This window comes from Enterococcus avium ATCC 14025, assembly GCF_000406965.1.
GTDB classification, from domain to species: domain Bacteria; phylum Bacillota; class Bacilli; order Lactobacillales; family Enterococcaceae; genus Enterococcus_A; species Enterococcus_A avium.
In genome coordinates this window covers 797,822-813,248 of the sequence record NZ_KE136357.1, presented here as the reverse complement: position 1 = coordinate 813,248, position 15,427 = coordinate 797,822, and the positions used below count along the sequence as shown (strand labels likewise).

The 15,427-nt window shown below is 42.6% G+C and carries 20 protein-coding genes; all 20 read left to right on the top strand.

The features are described 5' to 3' along the window. The first annotated feature begins 229 nt into the window (after positions 1–229). Positions 230–514, top strand: coding sequence for an ethanolamine utilization microcompartment protein EutM (gene eutM, locus OMU_RS03845; RefSeq protein ID WP_016178649.1), 285 nt, complete (start codon positions 230–232; stop codon positions 512–514). An 11-nt stretch (positions 515–525) separates the two neighbouring features. Further along, entirely contained in the window at positions 526–1,536 is a 1,011-nt protein-coding gene (locus OMU_RS03840; RefSeq protein ID WP_016178648.1) for a DMT family transporter, read from the top strand. 1 nt (position 1,537) lies between these two features. Continuing rightward, on the top strand, positions 1,538–1,822 hold the full coding sequence (locus tag OMU_RS03835; protein ID WP_016178647.1) for a hypothetical protein: 285 nt from the start codon (positions 1,538–1,540) through the stop codon (positions 1,820–1,822). A gap of 12 nt (positions 1,823–1,834) precedes the next feature. Next, positions 1,835–2,131: a BMC domain-containing protein gene (locus OMU_RS03830; RefSeq protein ID WP_016178646.1), complete on the top strand. Its 297-nt coding sequence runs from the start codon at positions 1,835–1,837 to the stop codon at positions 2,129–2,131. 15 nt (positions 2,132–2,146) lie between these two features. Then, on the top strand, positions 2,147–2,452 hold the full coding sequence (locus OMU_RS03825) for a BMC domain-containing protein (protein ID WP_016178645.1): 306 nt from the start codon (positions 2,147–2,149) through the stop codon (positions 2,450–2,452). 13 nt (positions 2,453–2,465) lie between these two features. Then, on the top strand, positions 2,466–3,884 hold the full coding sequence (locus OMU_RS03820) for an aldehyde dehydrogenase family protein (protein WP_016178644.1): 1,419 nt from the start codon (positions 2,466–2,468) through the stop codon (positions 3,882–3,884). Between the two features lie 14 nt (positions 3,885–3,898). After that, positions 3,899–6,439 carry a choline trimethylamine-lyase gene (gene cutC, locus OMU_RS03815; RefSeq protein WP_016178643.1) on the top strand — a complete coding sequence of 847 codons (2,541 nt, stop codon included), beginning with the start codon at positions 3,899–3,901 and terminating at the stop codon, positions 6,437–6,439. Positions 6,440–6,463: 24 nt separating this feature from the next. Then, positions 6,464–7,414, top strand: coding sequence for a choline TMA-lyase-activating enzyme (gene cutD / locus OMU_RS03810; protein ID WP_016178642.1), 951 nt, complete (start codon positions 6,464–6,466; stop codon positions 7,412–7,414). A 12-nt stretch (positions 7,415–7,426) separates the two neighbouring features. After that, a complete protein-coding gene (locus OMU_RS03805) occupies positions 7,427–7,771 on the top strand; it encodes a BMC domain-containing protein (RefSeq protein ID WP_016178641.1) in 345 nt (114 codons plus the stop codon). Next, entirely contained in the window at positions 7,768–8,220 is a 453-nt protein-coding gene (locus OMU_RS03800) for a EutP/PduV family microcompartment system protein (RefSeq protein WP_016178640.1), read from the top strand. Before OMU_RS03805 ends, OMU_RS03800 begins: the two co-directional genes overlap by 4 nt. Next, the gene (locus OMU_RS03795) at positions 8,207–9,346 is read left to right on the top strand and encodes a 1-propanol dehydrogenase PduQ (RefSeq protein WP_016178639.1); all 1,140 of its coding nucleotides are present in this window, start codon (positions 8,207–8,209) and stop codon (positions 9,344–9,346) included. Before OMU_RS03800 ends, OMU_RS03795 begins: the two co-directional genes overlap by 14 nt. After that, a complete protein-coding gene (locus tag OMU_RS03790; RefSeq protein WP_016178638.1) occupies positions 9,346–9,912 on the top strand; it encodes a hypothetical protein in 567 nt (188 codons plus the stop codon). Before OMU_RS03795 ends, OMU_RS03790 begins: the two co-directional genes overlap by 1 nt. Positions 9,913–9,942: 30 nt before the next feature. Beyond that, complete coding sequence (gene eutJ, locus OMU_RS03785) at positions 9,943–10,779, top strand: ethanolamine utilization protein EutJ (RefSeq protein ID WP_016178637.1); 837 nt, start codon at positions 9,943–9,945, stop codon at positions 10,777–10,779. A 99-nt stretch (positions 10,780–10,878) separates the two neighbouring features. Continuing rightward, positions 10,879–11,178, top strand: coding sequence for a BMC domain-containing protein (locus OMU_RS03780; protein ID WP_016178636.1), 300 nt, complete (start codon positions 10,879–10,881; stop codon positions 11,176–11,178). Further along, complete coding sequence (locus tag OMU_RS03775) at positions 11,172–11,435, top strand: EutN/CcmL family microcompartment protein (RefSeq protein ID WP_016178635.1); 264 nt, start codon at positions 11,172–11,174, stop codon at positions 11,433–11,435. Before OMU_RS03780 ends, OMU_RS03775 begins: the two co-directional genes overlap by 7 nt. A 15-nt stretch (positions 11,436–11,450) precedes the next feature. Then, positions 11,451–12,056, top strand: coding sequence for a cupin domain-containing protein (locus OMU_RS03770; protein WP_016178634.1), 606 nt, complete (start codon positions 11,451–11,453; stop codon positions 12,054–12,056). A gap of 41 nt (positions 12,057–12,097) precedes the next feature. Beyond that, complete coding sequence (locus OMU_RS23850) at positions 12,098–12,715, top strand: BMC domain-containing protein (protein ID WP_016178633.1); 618 nt, start codon at positions 12,098–12,100, stop codon at positions 12,713–12,715. 85 nt (positions 12,716–12,800) lie between these two features. Then, on the top strand, positions 12,801–14,357 hold the full coding sequence (locus OMU_RS03760) for an acetaldehyde dehydrogenase (acetylating) (RefSeq protein WP_016178632.1): 1,557 nt from the start codon (positions 12,801–12,803) through the stop codon (positions 14,355–14,357). 32 nt (positions 14,358–14,389) lie between these two features. Beyond that, positions 14,390–15,025, top strand: a complete 636-nt coding sequence (locus tag OMU_RS03755; RefSeq protein WP_016178631.1) for a phosphate propanoyltransferase — start codon at positions 14,390–14,392, stop codon at positions 15,023–15,025. 18 nt (positions 15,026–15,043) lie between these two features. Beyond that, positions 15,044–15,325, top strand: coding sequence for a BMC domain-containing protein (locus OMU_RS03750; RefSeq protein ID WP_016178630.1), 282 nt, complete (start codon positions 15,044–15,046; stop codon positions 15,323–15,325). Positions 15,326–15,427 lie beyond the last annotated feature (102 nt).

Below are 15,427 nucleotides of genomic sequence, written 5' to 3'. Positions count from 1 at the left end.
ATTTAAAAGAGATATTACTTAAATAGAATCAAGTGATTAAAAGATTTTATTCTGAATATTCTCGATTAATACAGTTAATTGAGAATTGAAACTGTTTTATAACAATACAATTGTGTTATACTTCACAAATTTTTAAAAATTTGGGGTTGACTCCTACCGTAAGGGAACAATCTACAGTGAAAATGCATAAAAAATGTATGCGATTCAATCGCGAATAGGAGGAACAATAGTGAAGTACGATGCATTAGGAATGGTAGAAACAAAGGGTCTAGTAGGATCAATCGAAGCAGCCGACGCAATGGTGAAAGCCGCAAATGTTTCCTTGATCGGAAAAGAGCTCGTTGGCGGTGGAATCGTCACTGTAATGGTACGTGGGGATGTTGGTGCAGTAAAAGCAGCTACCGATGCTGGAGCAGCAGCAGCTCAACGAGTGGGTGAACTATTATCTGTGCATGTCATTCCGCGTCCGCATGGTGAAGTAGAAACTATTCTCCCACATACAACGAATGAGTAAGGGGAATCAGTATGAATAGTGAAAAGAGTGTCATGCAAACAACGGTTTCTGCAGAATCGAAAATGAAAGCGGTTGGGAAAAAATTTCGAATCGCTGGACTCGGAAATGGTTTGTTTTCTGGGTTGACTTATGGGATTTATTCAACTTTGGTTATGGTGGCTAGCGGATATGATCCTTTAGTCAGTGCAGCGGGGTTCTTAGCAGCTCCTTTTGTTAGCTCGGGCTTAAACGATTTATTTGCTGGGATCTGGTTATTATTTTATAACGCAAAACATGGACGATTGAAGGAATTATCGCGGACATTGAAGACAAAACCTGGACAAATGCTGGTAGTTGGCTTTCTTCTAGGTGGTCCTGTGGCCAATGGAGCCTACCTGATCGGTTTAGCAATGGCAGGAGCTTACGCAATTCCAATCTCGGCAACGTGTAGTCTATTCGGTTCTTTATTTGCTTGGATTTTCTTAAAGCAACGCCCTACAAAGCGTGTTGTTTTTGGGATGTTGCTATGTGTTGCAGGAGCAATCGTCATCAACTGGGCAAAACCTGAGGGGGCACCGAATTTTACACTAGGAATTATTTGTGCATTGATTGCAGCAGTTTGCTGGGGGCTTGAAGGTGTCTTTTCAAGTTTCGGCGGGGCAATGATTGATACCGATGTTGCAGTGAACTTACGCGAGTTAATTTCTGGCTTAGTTGTCTTGATTTTGATTGTACCGCTTGTTGGCGGATTGAAACTGCTTGGTGGAACATTGACAGCAGGTATTCCGATTCTGTGGCTGGTTTTATCTGGATTAAGTGCTGCGGCATCATTTGTTTGTTGGTATAAAGCCAACTCAATGGTGGGTTGTGCAATCGGGATGTCTCTAAACGTGACCTACGCTTTCTGGGGCGTATTATTCTGCGTTCTGTTCTTAGGTCAAACCCTGACACCAACAATTGTTATTGGTTCAATTGTAATCGTATTAGGAGCCATCATTGTAACGATGAATCCTTTAGATTTATTCAGAAAAGGAGATGCATAGAATGGCGCTACCAACCAGAATGGCTGTTTTGAACTACATGTTTGATCATAACGAAGTAGATGTAAAAGAAGTCATGTCCGCTTTGAAAAAGGATTATGGCAGTGAAAAACAGTTCAACGATAAAATGTATCTCGATCATTTGTTGGCCCTTGAAGCAAATGGTTTATGTGAAATGACGAGTTACGATTTGGATAAGAATAGTGAATTAGTGATGCGCTATATGATCACGGAAGATGGGCGGCAAACTGTTTCTAAGTATGTAGATGCTGCTTATCGCAAAAGCTAAGGAGGTCTGTTAGTGAGATACAGAGGTGAAGAAGCACTAGGATTGGTCGAGACAGTCGGACTGGTTCCAGCATTAAAAGCTTGTGATGAAATGCTAAAGGCGGCCAATGTTGAGCTGATCTCGTATGAAAATATTGGATCAACACTGGTGACGATCATGATCAAAGGAGATGTTGCAGCTGTCGAAGCTTCTGTGGCTGCAGGAGCTAAGGCAGCAGAAGGAATCGGTACTCTGACCGCACAAAATGTTATGCCCAGGCCAATTCGGGCTGTAGGTGACATTGTTTCTGTTCATGATATTGACCAGTAGTTTAGGAGGGACAAAATGGAAAGATACGAAGCGATCGGGGCAATCGAAACATTTGGATTAGTTTTTATTTTGGAAGCAGCTGATGCTATGTGTAAAGCGGCAGACGTTGAGTTGGTCGGTTATGAAAATGTGGCCTCTGGTTACATTTCCGTCATCGTAAGAGGAGATGTTGCAGCATGTAAGACAGCTGTTGAAACAGGTATTGCGGCAGTTGAAGAAATGGGTGCGGAGGTATACAGCTCCGTTGTGATTCCAAGTCCGCATATTGATTTAGGAAAGATCATTGATCGGTATTCGTTGGAGCAATTACTACCAGCATAAGGGAGTGGAAGTCATGCAGTTTGTGGATAAAGATCTAAAATCGATCCAAGAAGCCCGCATCTTGGTTGAATCCGCTCGCGATGCACATTTTTTACTAAGGGAATATGACCAAGAAACACTTGATCGCATGATTCAACGAATGATCACTGAGGTGCACCAGCTATTGCCAGAGCTAGCTGCTTTCGAAGTATCAGTTACGGGAAAAGGCAATAAACAAGATAAGACACAGCTATACCAAAACTTTTTAGCTCAGTTTAATGATTCGTTGCAAGAGCAGGTGATCGGTGTTTTGAATACTAATGGAGTTCCTTTGAGTAAAATCGGGATACCATTTGGTGTTGTTGCAGTTATTTTACCAGCAGAAAATATTGTTTTAAATGCGCTATTTGCTACATTAAGTGCCTTAAAAGCAGGAAATACAGTGATTTTGATTCCGCCGAATAAAACGGAAGAGGCAGCGGCTAAATTAGTCGAAATTCTTAATCAGGCTAATTCTGGCTTGCCAAAATCCAGTTTCAGCTATATGGAAAATACTACAATCGAAGGAGTCAAAGCATTAATAGAGCAAGAAGCTGTCGATTTAGTGATTAATATCGGAATGGCGGATTATTTTGATTTACGTGCGTATCCTAAACCGATTATCTATGGCGGCTGTGGTTCAGTACCGGTTTTTGTCGAGCGAACAGCCGATGTCAGCCAGGCTGCTCAAGCGATTGTTTCTAGTCGTGCTTTTGATAATGGCTTATTGCCCTCAGCAGAGCAATTTGTTATTGCTGAAAGTGTGATTGCAAAGGAAGTAAAAGAGCAGATGATCGAGGCTGGTGCTCATTTCATGAGTGTTGCGGAAGAAAAACAGCTTTTGACTAAATTATTTTTAAGCAATGAAATAAATCCCAGCATCGTCGGAAAAGATGCACAAACGATTGCTGGAAACGCTGAATTTACTGTGTCAGAGAAGACGAAGGTCTTAGTATCGGAGCAACCGTATATTTTTGACGAGAATCCCTTTACCACAGCACTAAAATGTCCGATCCTAACCTTTTATTTAGAGTCTGATTGGATTCATGCCTGTGATAAATGTATTCAGTTGTTAAAGGAAAAGCGTAACGGACATACGTTAGCGATCCATTCGAATAATCAATGTATTATCAAAGAATTCGCTTTGAAGAAACCTGTTGGCCGCATGATTGTAAATGCAGGAGCAAGTTTAGCGGGAATTGGAATCGATTCCAGTTTACCAGTCTCGCTGATTTTGGGTGGAATGACAACGGGACGCGGGTTCAAAGCCAAGAATATTACAGCAAAGGATTTAACCTATGTTCGTGAAATTGGCTACACGTCGGTTAAGGAGCCGAGTAAAGGAGTTAACAAGCGAATTTCAGATGAACAATTACTTATTGAGAAATTTTTACAAAAAATAATTGAGCAGTAAAGTGAGGGAAACAGATGGACATCAAAGAATTTTCAGCAAAATTAGCTGAAGCGACAAAAGAATTAAGCTTAGAAGAAAGACAGGCCTTGATGAAAATGTTTGCTTCTGTTTCAGACGAAGTCAAAAAGGACGACGTCGTAACAGAAATACTGGTCTCGGATGAGGGAACAGAGATTCCTAATGGAATTACGAAACGTTTGCAGGCATTGAAGGACAACTATTTAGAGCAAGTACCGTCAATTACTACTTATCGTGCCCGAGCGATTACAAAAATTGCCAAGGAAAATCCAGGCATGCCAAAGATTGTTTTGCGGGCAAAATGCTTCCGTTATTGCTGTGAAACAGCGCCGCTGGTGATACAAGATCACGAACTGATTGTTGGAGCACCCAACGGTAAGCCGCGTGCAGGCGCATTCTCTCCAGATATCGCATGGCGCTGGATGGAGGATGAGATCGATACGATCGGCAGCCGTCCACAGGACCCGTTCTACATTTCTGATGAAGACAAAAAAATCATGCGTGAAGAGCTTTTCCCATTCTGGAAAGGCAAATCTGTCGATGAATATTGTGAGGATCAATACCGTGAAGCAGGTGTTTGGGAATTATCTGGTGAATCTTTCGTTTCCGATTGTTCGTATCACGCACTAAATGGCGGCGGCGATTCCAATCCTGGGTATGATGTCATTTTGATGAAAAAAGGCATGATCGATATTCAGAATGAAGCCAAGGCGCATCTGGAAGAATTAGATTATGAAAATCCTGAGGATATTGAAAAAATCTATTTCTATAAATCAATCATTGATACAACTGAAGGCGTCATGATTTATGCCCGTCGGATGGCGGATTATGCTGCGGAGCTGGCTGCGAAGGAAACCAATCCAAAACGCAAAGCCGAGCTTTTGAAAATCTCTGAAGTGAACCGTAAAGTCCCTGCCCATAAACCGGATACCTTCTGGGAAGCGATTCAAGCCGTTTGGACAATTGAATCATTGTTAGTCGTTGAAGAAAACCAAACAGGGATGTCAATTGGACGTGTGGATCAATACATGTATCCATACTTTAAGGCTGACCTAGAAGAAGGTCGGATGAATGAATTTCAAGCCTTTGAATTAGCTGGCTGTATGTTGATTAAGATGTCTGAAATGATGTGGATCACTAGTGAAGGCGGTTCGAAATTCTTCGCTGGCTATCAGCCGTTTGTAAACATGTGTGTCGGCGGGGTAACTCGTCAAGGGCGCGATGCTACCAATGAGTTGACCTATTTATTGATGGATGCTGTTCGTCATGTCAAGGTGTATCAACCTTCGCTTGCCTGCCGCATTCACAACCACTCACCAAGAGAATATCTGAAAAAAATCGTGGATGTTGTTAGAGCCGGTATGGGTTTTCCTGCTTGTCATTTTGATGATACACACATCAAGATGATGCTGGCAAAGGGTGTCTCAATTGAAGATGCGAGGGATTATTGTTTGATGGGTTGTGTGGAGCCGCAAAAATCAGGTCGTTTGTATCAATGGACCTCTACTGCCTATACGCAATGGCCGATTTGTATTGAACTAGTCTTGAATCATGGCGTTCCTCTGTGGTACGGCAAGCAGGTTTGCCCAGATATGGGTGATTTGTCTCGGTTCAAGACCTACGAAGAGTTTGAGACAGCGGTTAAGGAAGAAATCAAATACATTACGAAATGGACAGATGTAGCTACCGTTATTTCCCAACGTGTTCATCGTGATCTAGCGCCAAAACCATTGATGTCGATCATGTACGAGGGCTGTATGGAAAAAGGGAAAGACGTTTCTTCTGGTGGCGCAATGTACAATTTTGGACCGGGTGTTGTTTGGTCTGGCCTAGCAACTTATGCTGATTCAATGGCTGCAATTAAGAAACTGGTCTTTGATGAGAAAAAATACACATTGCAGGAATTGAATGAAGGATTAAAAGCTGATTTTGCGAATAATGATCGTATGAGAACGGATTGTTTGAACGCGCCGAAATATGGAAATGACGATGATTATGCCGATTTGATCGCGGCGGATCTGATCAACTTTACTGAAGCTGAGCACCGTAAGTATAAAACATTGTATTCAGTGTTGAGTCACGGAACCTTGTCAATTTCCAATAATACACCGTTTGGACAAATGACTGGAGCTTCTGCGAATGGACGTAAAGCTTGGACTCCGCTATCTGATGGAATCAGCCCAACGCAAGGCGCCGATTTCAAAGGACCGACTGCAATTATCAAATCAATCTCGAAAATGTCCAACGACAGCATGAACATCGGGATGGTGCATAACTTTAAGATCATGACTGGTTTATTGGATACACCAGAAGGTGAAGAAAGTCTGATTACGTTGCTTAAAACGGCTTGTCATTTAGGTAATGGAGAAATGCAGTTTAACTATTTAGACAACAATACCTTAATTGAAGCACAAAAACATCCAGAGCAATACCGCGATTTGATTGTTCGAGTAGCTGGTTACAGTGCTTTCTTCGTAGAGCTATGTAAGGATGTTCAGGATGAGATTATCTCTCGGACAATGCTGACAAAAATTTAAAAAATAAGCTGGAGCTTGGAATGGATGGTAAATGTGAAAGAGGAACGGATAGAACGGCAAGCGATGATTTTCAATGTACAAAAATACAGCCTGTATGACGGTCCTGGGATCAGAACTATCGTCTTCTTCAAGGGATGTCCATTGCGCTGTCAGTGGTGCGCCAATCCAGAAGGGATCAAGCGTCGGTTTGAAGTCATGTTTAAGGAAAGTGTTTGTACGAATTGTGGAGCATGTGTGGATGCCTGTCCTTTAGGTATCCACTACATTGATGAACATGGGAAACATCAGGTGCGACGCGATATTTCCTGTAATGGCTGTCAAGAATGTGTAAATGCCTGTCCAATGAAAGCACTCAATATCACAGGTTCCATTATGACGATCTCAGAATTAATGGAAGTGATTCATGAAGATGATGCCTTTTATGAAATGTCTGGTGGCGGGGTAACCTTTAGCGGTGGGGAATGTACCGCGCAGCCTGAAGCAGCATTGGCGCTTTTAAAAGCATGCAAAGCGGATGGATTAAATACTGCGATTGAAACCTGCGGCCATAGTCACATGAATAAACTGCTAGAAATGGCTGATTATATCGATCTCTTTCTATACGACATGAAGCACATGGACCCTGTGCGCCACAATGAATTAACCGGTATCAGCAATGAGAAAATCCTAGCTAATTTAAAGGAATTGTTGGTACGGGGCTATAAGGTCCAGATCAGGATGCCGATGCTGAAGCTGATCAATGACAGTCATGAAGAAATCAAAGAAATCGTAGAGTTCCTGCTACCGTACAAAGATTTGCCGAATTTTAAAGGGATCGATTTACTGCCTTACCACAAATTGGGTGTCAACAAATACGGACAATTAGGCATGGAATATCCGGTAGAAGGCGATCCGAGCTTATCCGATGCTGATTTGGATCAGATTGAGTCTTGGATTGCTGAGTATGATTTTCCAGTACGAGTGGTGCGGCATTAAGGAGGCGGAACAATGTCAGAATTATTAGCTCAGCGAGTGATTGAAGAGTCTGTGCCTGGAAAACAGATTACGTTGGCGCATGTCATAGCAGCACCCATCGCGAGTGTTTATCAATCATTAGGAATCGACGCAGCAGGAGCGATTGGTATCTTGACCTTGTCTCCTTTTGAAACTGCAATGATCGCAGCAGATACAGCAGCGAAAGTAGCAGATGTTGAAATTGGATTTCTAGATCGCTTTACTGGTTCGGTAGTTATTACAGGAGATGTCGAAAGTGTTGAAACAAGCTTGACCGAAGTGCTACGGGTTTTTAAAGAGGTATTGCACTTCAGCGTAGTGGATGTGACTCGAACGTGAGAATCCTTTTGGTTGGACCAAGAGAAAGCGGCAAACTGAAAATCGCGAATTATCTGGAAAAAACAAACGCGCAACCATTAAAGAAAGTCGCCAATATCATGTATTATCGACGGACAATCCTTGTTCCAGACAGCTATTTGGAAAGTCCTTGGATGCATAAGCATGTGATTGCTTTACAGCAAACGGCGTCTTGTGGAATCTTTTTACAGCCAGTTATTGCAAAACGCCACAGCTATCCGCCAAATTTTGCGAAGGTTTTTCGAATTCCTATTTATGGAATCGTCACCTATCACAAATCTTATGAAGAGTCTGCCTTGCAGCAAGCCAAAGCGCAACTTCTGGCTTGTGGACTTGAGCAGGTTGATCTGGTTCTTGACTTGGAAAAAGAAGAGCTGCATCAAATAGAACAAATAATTTTAGGAAGGGGGCGAGAGAATGGGGAGTTTTAAAATGGCAACAAAAATATATTCCGGCAGCAACGCCACAACTTATCTGAAAGATTGCCGATGCCAACGGGCCTTAGTTATTTGTGACCCTTTCATGGTAATAAGCGGAATGGTAAAAAAGGTCACAGCCATTTTGTCGGAAGCGAACAGCTCGTATCAAATTTTTTCTGAAATCGTTCCTGATCCTACGATTGAAGTAGTAACCAAAGGGGTTGCCTATGCGGCAGATTTTCAACCGGATACAATTATTGCTTTAGGTGGTGGTTCTGCCTTAGATACGGCAAAAGCGGTTCGACAAATCTATCAACAGGCAGGGATCGAATCAGCTGTGCAATTAATCTGTATACCAACAACGAGTGGTACTGGTAGTGAGGTCACATCTTTTGCGGTTATTTCCGATCCATCCGTTAATGGCAAATATGCTTTGGTGGATGATGCGATGATTCCTGATATTGCAATTTTAGATCCAGTTTTTACCCTAACGGTTCCTAGCAGTGTGACTGCGGATACCGGTATCGATGTTTTGACTCACACCTTAGAGGCATATGTTTCAACAAATGCCACAGACTTTACGGATGCTTGTGGGGAAAAAGCGATGAGGATTGTTTGGCAGGATCTAGCTAAGGCAGTGGCTGATGGTGAAGATGCACAACGGCGAGAGAGAATTCATAACGCTTCATGTTTAGCGGGAATGGCCTTTAGCGAAGCCTCGTTAGGAATTTGCCACAGCTTGGCTCATGCGCTGGGGGGACGTTTTCATATTCCTCATGGTCGAGCTAATGCCATATTATTGCCACATGTTATTAGCTTTAATGCGGGAATTGAAAGCAATCAAGATCTGCCTGCTTTGAGTAAGTATGCTGAAGCGGCGAACCTATTGGGAATATGCTCAACAACAGAAAGAACGACGGTCAATCTTTTGATTGCAGGTATCCAAAAATTAACCCGAAAACTCGATATTCCGAAGTTCGTAACAGATCTAGGAATTAATGAAGATGCGTTTATCGCTGCAATTCCAGAGATGGCAGAAGCAGCATTGAAGGACAAATGTACATTAACCAATCCGCGGCAGGTTACGGTGGCGGATCTGGCAGGTATTTACGCCAGAATTTGTCGAGGTGAGTGCTGATGCGTTTTATTACTGAGCAGGAATTACAGTTAAAAAATCGTCAGAAATCAATAGAACGTTTTTTGTTAACAAAAAATGAGCGTTTGACTCCTGGAGCGAAACAGTTTTTGACGGATCATCAGATTCCGATTGTAACGCATGATGAAACGGATACTGCTGGAGGGTCGTCCGATGAAATGATGAAAAATCTGGCTTTAGTGTCCAAGCATAAGACTTTTTTTCCGTTATTAGAAGTCGAACTGTGGGAAGCGGCGTTAGAGGCGAGAAATGTTTGTTCAGCTAGCTGTAAACGAATAACCGCTTTGACTCAACTTGTAAAAACAATTGCAACGCAAAATCTTGAAGAGCTTCCTTGCAATGAAAATGAAAAAGATCAACCGATTGAACTTTCTGAAATCAGCGAGGTTCAGATTTTTCAGCCTGGAGGTAAGGTTGCTTTAAAATTGAGACGCGCAATCATCTATGCGAAAACGATTCAAACCTGTGTCACACTCGAACAACAAGCAGCTTTAGAGCAATTGATCTATTTAATTGCAAAAGAAATCGAACAGCTAGAAAAGCTTTAAAATGTTAAAAACTTGGAGGAATCGCTTGTGATGACTATGTCCGATATATCTGCCTGTGACCACTTAGTCGCAGAATTTGAAGCAGTGATAAACAAACCAAAGAAAAATTCAACACGTACATTTTATACCGGTGTCGATCTTGGGACAGCTTGTATCGTTTTAGCTGTAATGGATGAAAACTATCAACCAGTGGCAGGGGCTTATCGCTATGCAGATGTCGTGCGAGATGGGATGGTCGTGGACTACATTGGTGCGATTACCATCGTGAAAGAGCTGAAGGCTGAATTAGAAGAAAAACTGGATACAGAACTAATTTATGCAGCGGCGGCAATTCCTCCAGGAACAGATGCGTTAGATGGCGGCGCGATCAAGAATGTTGTTCAAGGAGCCGGTTTTGAATTGACGAATGTGTTGGATGAACCTACTGCGGCCAATCAGGTCTTAGCGATTCAAAACGGTGCTGTCGTCGATATCGGTGGCGGAACGACAGGTATATCCATTATCAAAAATGGTGAAGTTGTAAAAGTCGTGGATGAGGCGACTGGCGGTACTCACTTAACACTTGTAACGGCAGGTGCATACAAGGTTTCTTTTTCAGAAGCGGAGCTTTATAAACGAAATCAAGATAATCATCAAGAGTTGATTGCTGTTTTGAAGCCAGTAGTAGAAAAAATCGCAACGATCATTACCGAACAAATTGCCGGTTTTGAGATCAATGGTCTGTATTTGGTTGGCGGAACGGCTTGTTTAACAGGGATTGAGAAAATCATTGAAGCAAAAACCAAAATCAAAACGTACAAGCCATTGAATCCGATGTTTGTTACTCCGTTAGGCATCGCGTTGAGTTGTACAGATGAAGCTTTGTAGCTTTGGCAGCAGGTTAAAAGTCTTAAAGTAGTCGATTTATGCGTTTAACCTATTGCCAGAAAGAAGAAAACGTTTGGTGAAATAAAGGAGGGACAGCAAATGGATTGTCGAATGATTAAATCTCCCGGTGAAGGAACGCTGGCTATCTTAAATCGTCGGAAAGGCTCTGGTCCTAAAGCAGCACTGGAGATACCTGATGCAGTAGGATTGGTTCAAGGGAAATTGATTGAAATGGTCTGTGCGGCTGATGTTGCAGAAAAGGCAGTGGGCGTCACCGTGGAGGATATTCGCGGAAGTTGTCCGCAAAATATGATCTTGTTAGCGATTTTTGGTGATACCGCATCTGTTGAAGCAGCAATCGAGGAAATCAAACGAAAAGAGAAGGAACGAAAATGGTAACAGCACGATTAATCGATAATATTTGGGCAACACGAAAATCAGAGCAACTGAACGGCCTGAAGCTAATGATTGCAGAAATCATCGGCGGATCGCGTGATGGCGAGCAGATGATCGTTTGTGATGTGATTGGTGCAGGGATTGGTGATCGAGTGATTGTTACTTGCGGCAGTGCTGCGAGAAGAATGCTGGAAGATGATGCGATTCCAGTCGATGCTGCGGTGATCGGTATTATCGATGAAGGCTGTGAATCTGTATAGAGAGGATCAGGTGCAATGAAGAAATTAATATGTCTGGAGGATGTAACAAAAGCGCATGAAGCGGGTGTACCTCTTTGTGTTAATCAAAACACGATCATTACACCCGCTGCACAGGATTTAATCGAAGAACTGCATGTTCCGTTAAACGAATCCTGTGAACCGCAATCAAAAGAGCTCAATTTGCCTGATGAACTGAATCAGGAGACCTTGTTGCAGCTATTAAAAATGATTTTAGCCGGTGAAACAAACCCCTTTCAATGTGAAAAGCACGCAAGTGGATTAAAAGTTGTAAAAGGCAACACTGTGGAAATGAAACCCTTTGAAACGGGCAATCCTGAAGCGCAGGTTTTTTATCAAGAACTCATCAGTAAAGAAGAGGCGAAAATCAGTGCAGGCTTTTTGGAAATTGATCAATCACGTTTTGATTGGGAACTCAGTTACGAAGAGATTGATTACGTGATTAGTGGAAATTTAGAAATTACGATCGAAGGTCAAAAATTTACAGCATGTCCAGGAGATGTTGTTTTCGTACCAAAAGGCAGCAAAGTCACTTGGGGTTCTAATGATAAAGTGAGGCTGTTTTATGCAACGTATCCAGCGAACTGGTCAGATTTGCTGTAAAAAAAATTGTGCCGACAACGTGTACGATGAAGGAGTAGACAATGAACGCATTAGGATTAGTTGAAACAAAGGGCTTATTGGCTGCGATCGAGGCCAGTGATGTCATGCTGAAAACAGCGGAAGTGAGCTTAACGCAAAAAGAAATTGTCGGCGGTGGACTAGTGACGGTAATGGTCTCAGGCGATGTGGGAGCAGTCAAAACGGCAGTGGATGCTGCGGCTTCCGCTGTGACAAAGCTCGAGGCAACTTTACTCGTAACAACTCACGTTATTCCACGTCCTGATAAAAGCTTAAGCCTTTTTGAAAGAAAGGAAGAGATTCAGGAGTCTAGTGATGAATCAGTATCTATTGTTGAGGAGACACCTCAGGATGCGGAAGAAGTGTTAATCTCAAATGAAAATCATGAAGAGACAATTATTGAAGGTAGTCAGGAATCAGAAGCCACATTAAGCCCAATAATTTCAGGGGCTACCCTTTCACAATGGGGAAAGACTGGAAAAATAGCGGAAATGGAAGCAGCATTGACTGAAATGAAAGTTATTGACCTGCGAAAACTTGCGAAAAAGCAAACTAATTTTGCTATCAGTAAAAAGGATGTGCATAAAGCCAATAAGGAACAGCTTGTTTCTGCATTGAGCTTACATTTTCAAAAAGGCTAGTGACTGTCTTCAGAGGCTGCATTTCCGCCAAACTGATGAGAAGAATTCTGTTTAAAAATTTTAGCGCTAAAGGAGTCACATAAAAATGAACAAGTTTGACAAAGATTTATGTTCCGTACAGGAAGCGCGAGACTTAGCCCGAGCTGGAGAAAGGGCTGCTCAAGAATTTGCGACCTTTAGTCAAGAGCAAGTCGATGCAATTCTAAAAAGTATGAAGGAAGCAGCAGAAAAATTTTCTGTTTGTTTAGCTAAAGCTGCTGTGGAGGAGACTGGTTTTGGAACAGTAGCGGATAAGGCTTACAAGAATCATGCAGCCGGAACGTTGCTATACGAAGAAATCAAAGATGAAAAAACCGTTGGGATTATCGCTGAAGATACGACTAAAGGGACCCTTGATGTGGCGGAGCCAGTGGGGCTAGTCTTAGGAATTATCCCTTCAACCAACCCCACATCAACGGTTATTTTCAAGGCAATGGTGGCATTGAAATCACGGAATGCTATCGTGTTTGCTCCGCATCCTGCGGCTGCAGAATGTACGAAGAAGGCTGCGGGCATGATGAGTCGTGCTGCAGAAGCAGCCGGAGCACCCAAAGGCATTATTAGCTGTGTCTCGACACCAACGATGGCGTCAACAAATGAATTAATGCATGCTGATGAAGTAAGCTTGATTATCGCTACTGGCGGGCCGGGAATGGTAAAGGCTGCCTATAGTTCAGGAAAACCTGCTATCGGTGTAGGAGCGGGGAATTCTCCTGCTTATATTGAGAGAAGCGCTGATGTCAAAAAGGCTGTTTCACAAATTATTGCAAGTAAAACCTTTGATAATGGAACGATCTGTGCCTCTGAGCAGTCGATTATTTGTGAAGAGATCAATGAAGCTGAGGTTATTGCTGAATTGAAAGCTCAAGGTGGTTACTTTATGTCTGAAGAGGAGACCGCAAAAGTCTGCGGGCTGCTTTTCAAAGGCGGGGGTCATGCGATGAATGCGAAATTTGTCGGGCGTAAGCCGCAAGTGATCGCAGAAGCAGCCGGTTTTACTGTTCCACATTCAACGACTGTTTTGATTGGTCGTCAAAACGGTGTCGGAGCGGGAAATCCGTTGTCATTTGAAAAATTGACGACTGTTTTAGCCTTTTATACCGTCAAGGATTGGGAGGAAGCCTGTCACTTGAGCATCGAATTATTACAAAACGGCATCGGACATACCATGAGTATTCATACGAATAATCGCGACATTGTTTTGAAATTTGCGGCGAAGCCGGCTTCACGTATTTTAGTGAATACAGGAGGCAGCCAAGGAGGAACAGGAATTAGTACTGGGTTGCCAATTTCCTTCACGCTAGGTTGTGGAACCTTTGGCGGCAGCTCTGTTTCTGAAAATGTTAGTCCGAAGCATTTATTAAACATTAAAAAAGTCGCATACGGCTTAAAGGACGTGACGACTTTATTGGCTGAGGATACTAGTTTTTCTCATCCAGAACTGGAAGAGCCACTAGATGCCTGTTTGACCGCAAAGCCAGTGGAAGCGAGCCAGCCATCAGAGGGGGAAATGGACAATTCAAGTATGAAGGATTTTTCGGCAGCAGAATTATCAGAGTTGGCAGAAGTCGTGCGGAAAGTTTTAACCCAAATGAATGCTTAAATTGAAGCAAATAAAGAATTGAAGGAGTAGGAATGGAAGATTATGAAGTGATTTTAAATGCCATTATGGCGCATTTAAATCCTGAAGATGTCCCAAATGATGATTCGATTCCAGTAGGGATTTCAAATCGTCATATCCATTTAAGTCAAGCTGCATTAGAGAAGCTGTTTGGCAATCACTATCAATTAACTAAGCTAAAGGATCTCTCGCAACCGGGACAATATGCTTGCAAAGAATGTGTCACGCTCGCCGGTCCCAAAGGAGTAATTGAAAAGGTCCGGATTTTAGGTCCTGTGAGAGCAGAAACGCAAGTAGAAATTTTACAAAGCGATACGTTCAAACTTGGAGTAAAGGGTGCGTTACGGTTATCTGGTGATTTAAATGGTACACCTGGCTTAACATTGATTGGCCCCAATGGCGCATTTGAAATGGCTAAAGGGGTAATTATCGCGAAACGTCATATTCATATGCTGCCGGAAGAGGCAGAACGTTTTGGCGTGACTGATGGACAAGTCGTGACGATCGATTTTGCTGGTGAACGCGGCGGAAGCTTAAACAATGTAGTAATTCGCGCGACTGCGAATTCAGGCTTAGAGTGTCATATTGATACGGAAGAAGCCAATGCTCTTGGTGTTACGCCAGGAACAACAATAAAAATCAGAAATTAATTTAGGAGGAATACAAAAATGAAATCAGATGCATTAGGAATGATCGAAACAAAAGGATTGATCGGTTCAATCGAAGCGGCCGACGCAATGGTGAAGGCAGCCAATGTTACATTAGTAGGAAAAGAACGTGTAGGAGGCGGGATTGTGACCGTTTTGGTTCGCGGTGATGTTGGCGCAGTAAAAGCGGCAACCGATGCAGGAGCAGCAGCGGCTCAGCGTGTAGGTGAACTATTATCTGTTCATGTGATCCCACGTCCGCATTCAGAAGTAGAAACAATTTTACCATCTACAAATGCATAAGTTCTTTTATAAAAATAGGTAATCGATCTGTACTGTTTCTGACAGGCCTTGTAATTTTGGCAAAAGGAGCAGTACAGATTTTTTAGTGTGTGAAAGAAGAAT

Bases quoted from the DNA above. Each gene is read 5' to 3' on its own strand.
- OMU_RS03790 (WP_016178638.1), top strand. From the start codon at position 9,346: ATGCGTTTTATTACTGAGCAGGAATTACAGTTAAAAAATCGTCAGAAA.
- OMU_RS03825 (WP_016178645.1), top strand. From the start codon at position 2,147: ATGGAAAGATACGAAGCGATCGGGGCAATCGAAACATTTGGATTAGTT.
- OMU_RS03835 (WP_016178647.1), top strand. From the start codon at position 1,538: ATGGCGCTACCAACCAGAATGGCTGTTTTGAACTACATGTTTGATCAT.
- OMU_RS03820 (WP_016178644.1), top strand. From the start codon at position 2,466: ATGCAGTTTGTGGATAAAGATCTAAAATCGATCCAAGAAGCCCGCATC.
- OMU_RS03805 (WP_016178641.1), top strand. From the start codon at position 7,427: ATGTCAGAATTATTAGCTCAGCGAGTGATTGAAGAGTCTGTGCCTGGA.
- OMU_RS03780 (WP_016178636.1), top strand. From the start codon at position 10,879: ATGGATTGTCGAATGATTAAATCTCCCGGTGAAGGAACGCTGGCTATC.
- OMU_RS03775 (WP_016178635.1), top strand. From the start codon at position 11,172: ATGGTAACAGCACGATTAATCGATAATATTTGGGCAACACGAAAATCA.
- OMU_RS23850 (WP_016178633.1), top strand. From the start codon at position 12,098: ATGAACGCATTAGGATTAGTTGAAACAAAGGGCTTATTGGCTGCGATC.
- OMU_RS03760 (WP_016178632.1), top strand. From the start codon at position 12,801: ATGAACAAGTTTGACAAAGATTTATGTTCCGTACAGGAAGCGCGAGAC.
- OMU_RS03770 (WP_016178634.1), top strand. From the start codon at position 11,451: ATGAAGAAATTAATATGTCTGGAGGATGTAACAAAAGCGCATGAAGCG.
- OMU_RS03840 (WP_016178648.1), top strand. From the start codon at position 526: ATGAATAGTGAAAAGAGTGTCATGCAAACAACGGTTTCTGCAGAATCG.
- cutD (WP_016178642.1), top strand. From the start codon at position 6,464: ATGGTAAATGTGAAAGAGGAACGGATAGAACGGCAAGCGATGATTTTC.
- eutJ (WP_016178637.1), top strand. From the start codon at position 9,943: ATGACTATGTCCGATATATCTGCCTGTGACCACTTAGTCGCAGAATTT.
- OMU_RS03750 (WP_016178630.1), top strand. From the start codon at position 15,044: ATGAAATCAGATGCATTAGGAATGATCGAAACAAAAGGATTGATCGGT.
- OMU_RS03755 (WP_016178631.1), top strand. From the start codon at position 14,390: ATGGAAGATTATGAAGTGATTTTAAATGCCATTATGGCGCATTTAAAT.
- cutC (WP_016178643.1), top strand. From the start codon at position 3,899: ATGGACATCAAAGAATTTTCAGCAAAATTAGCTGAAGCGACAAAAGAA.
- OMU_RS03795 (WP_016178639.1), top strand. From the start codon at position 8,207: ATGGGGAGTTTTAAAATGGCAACAAAAATATATTCCGGCAGCAACGCC.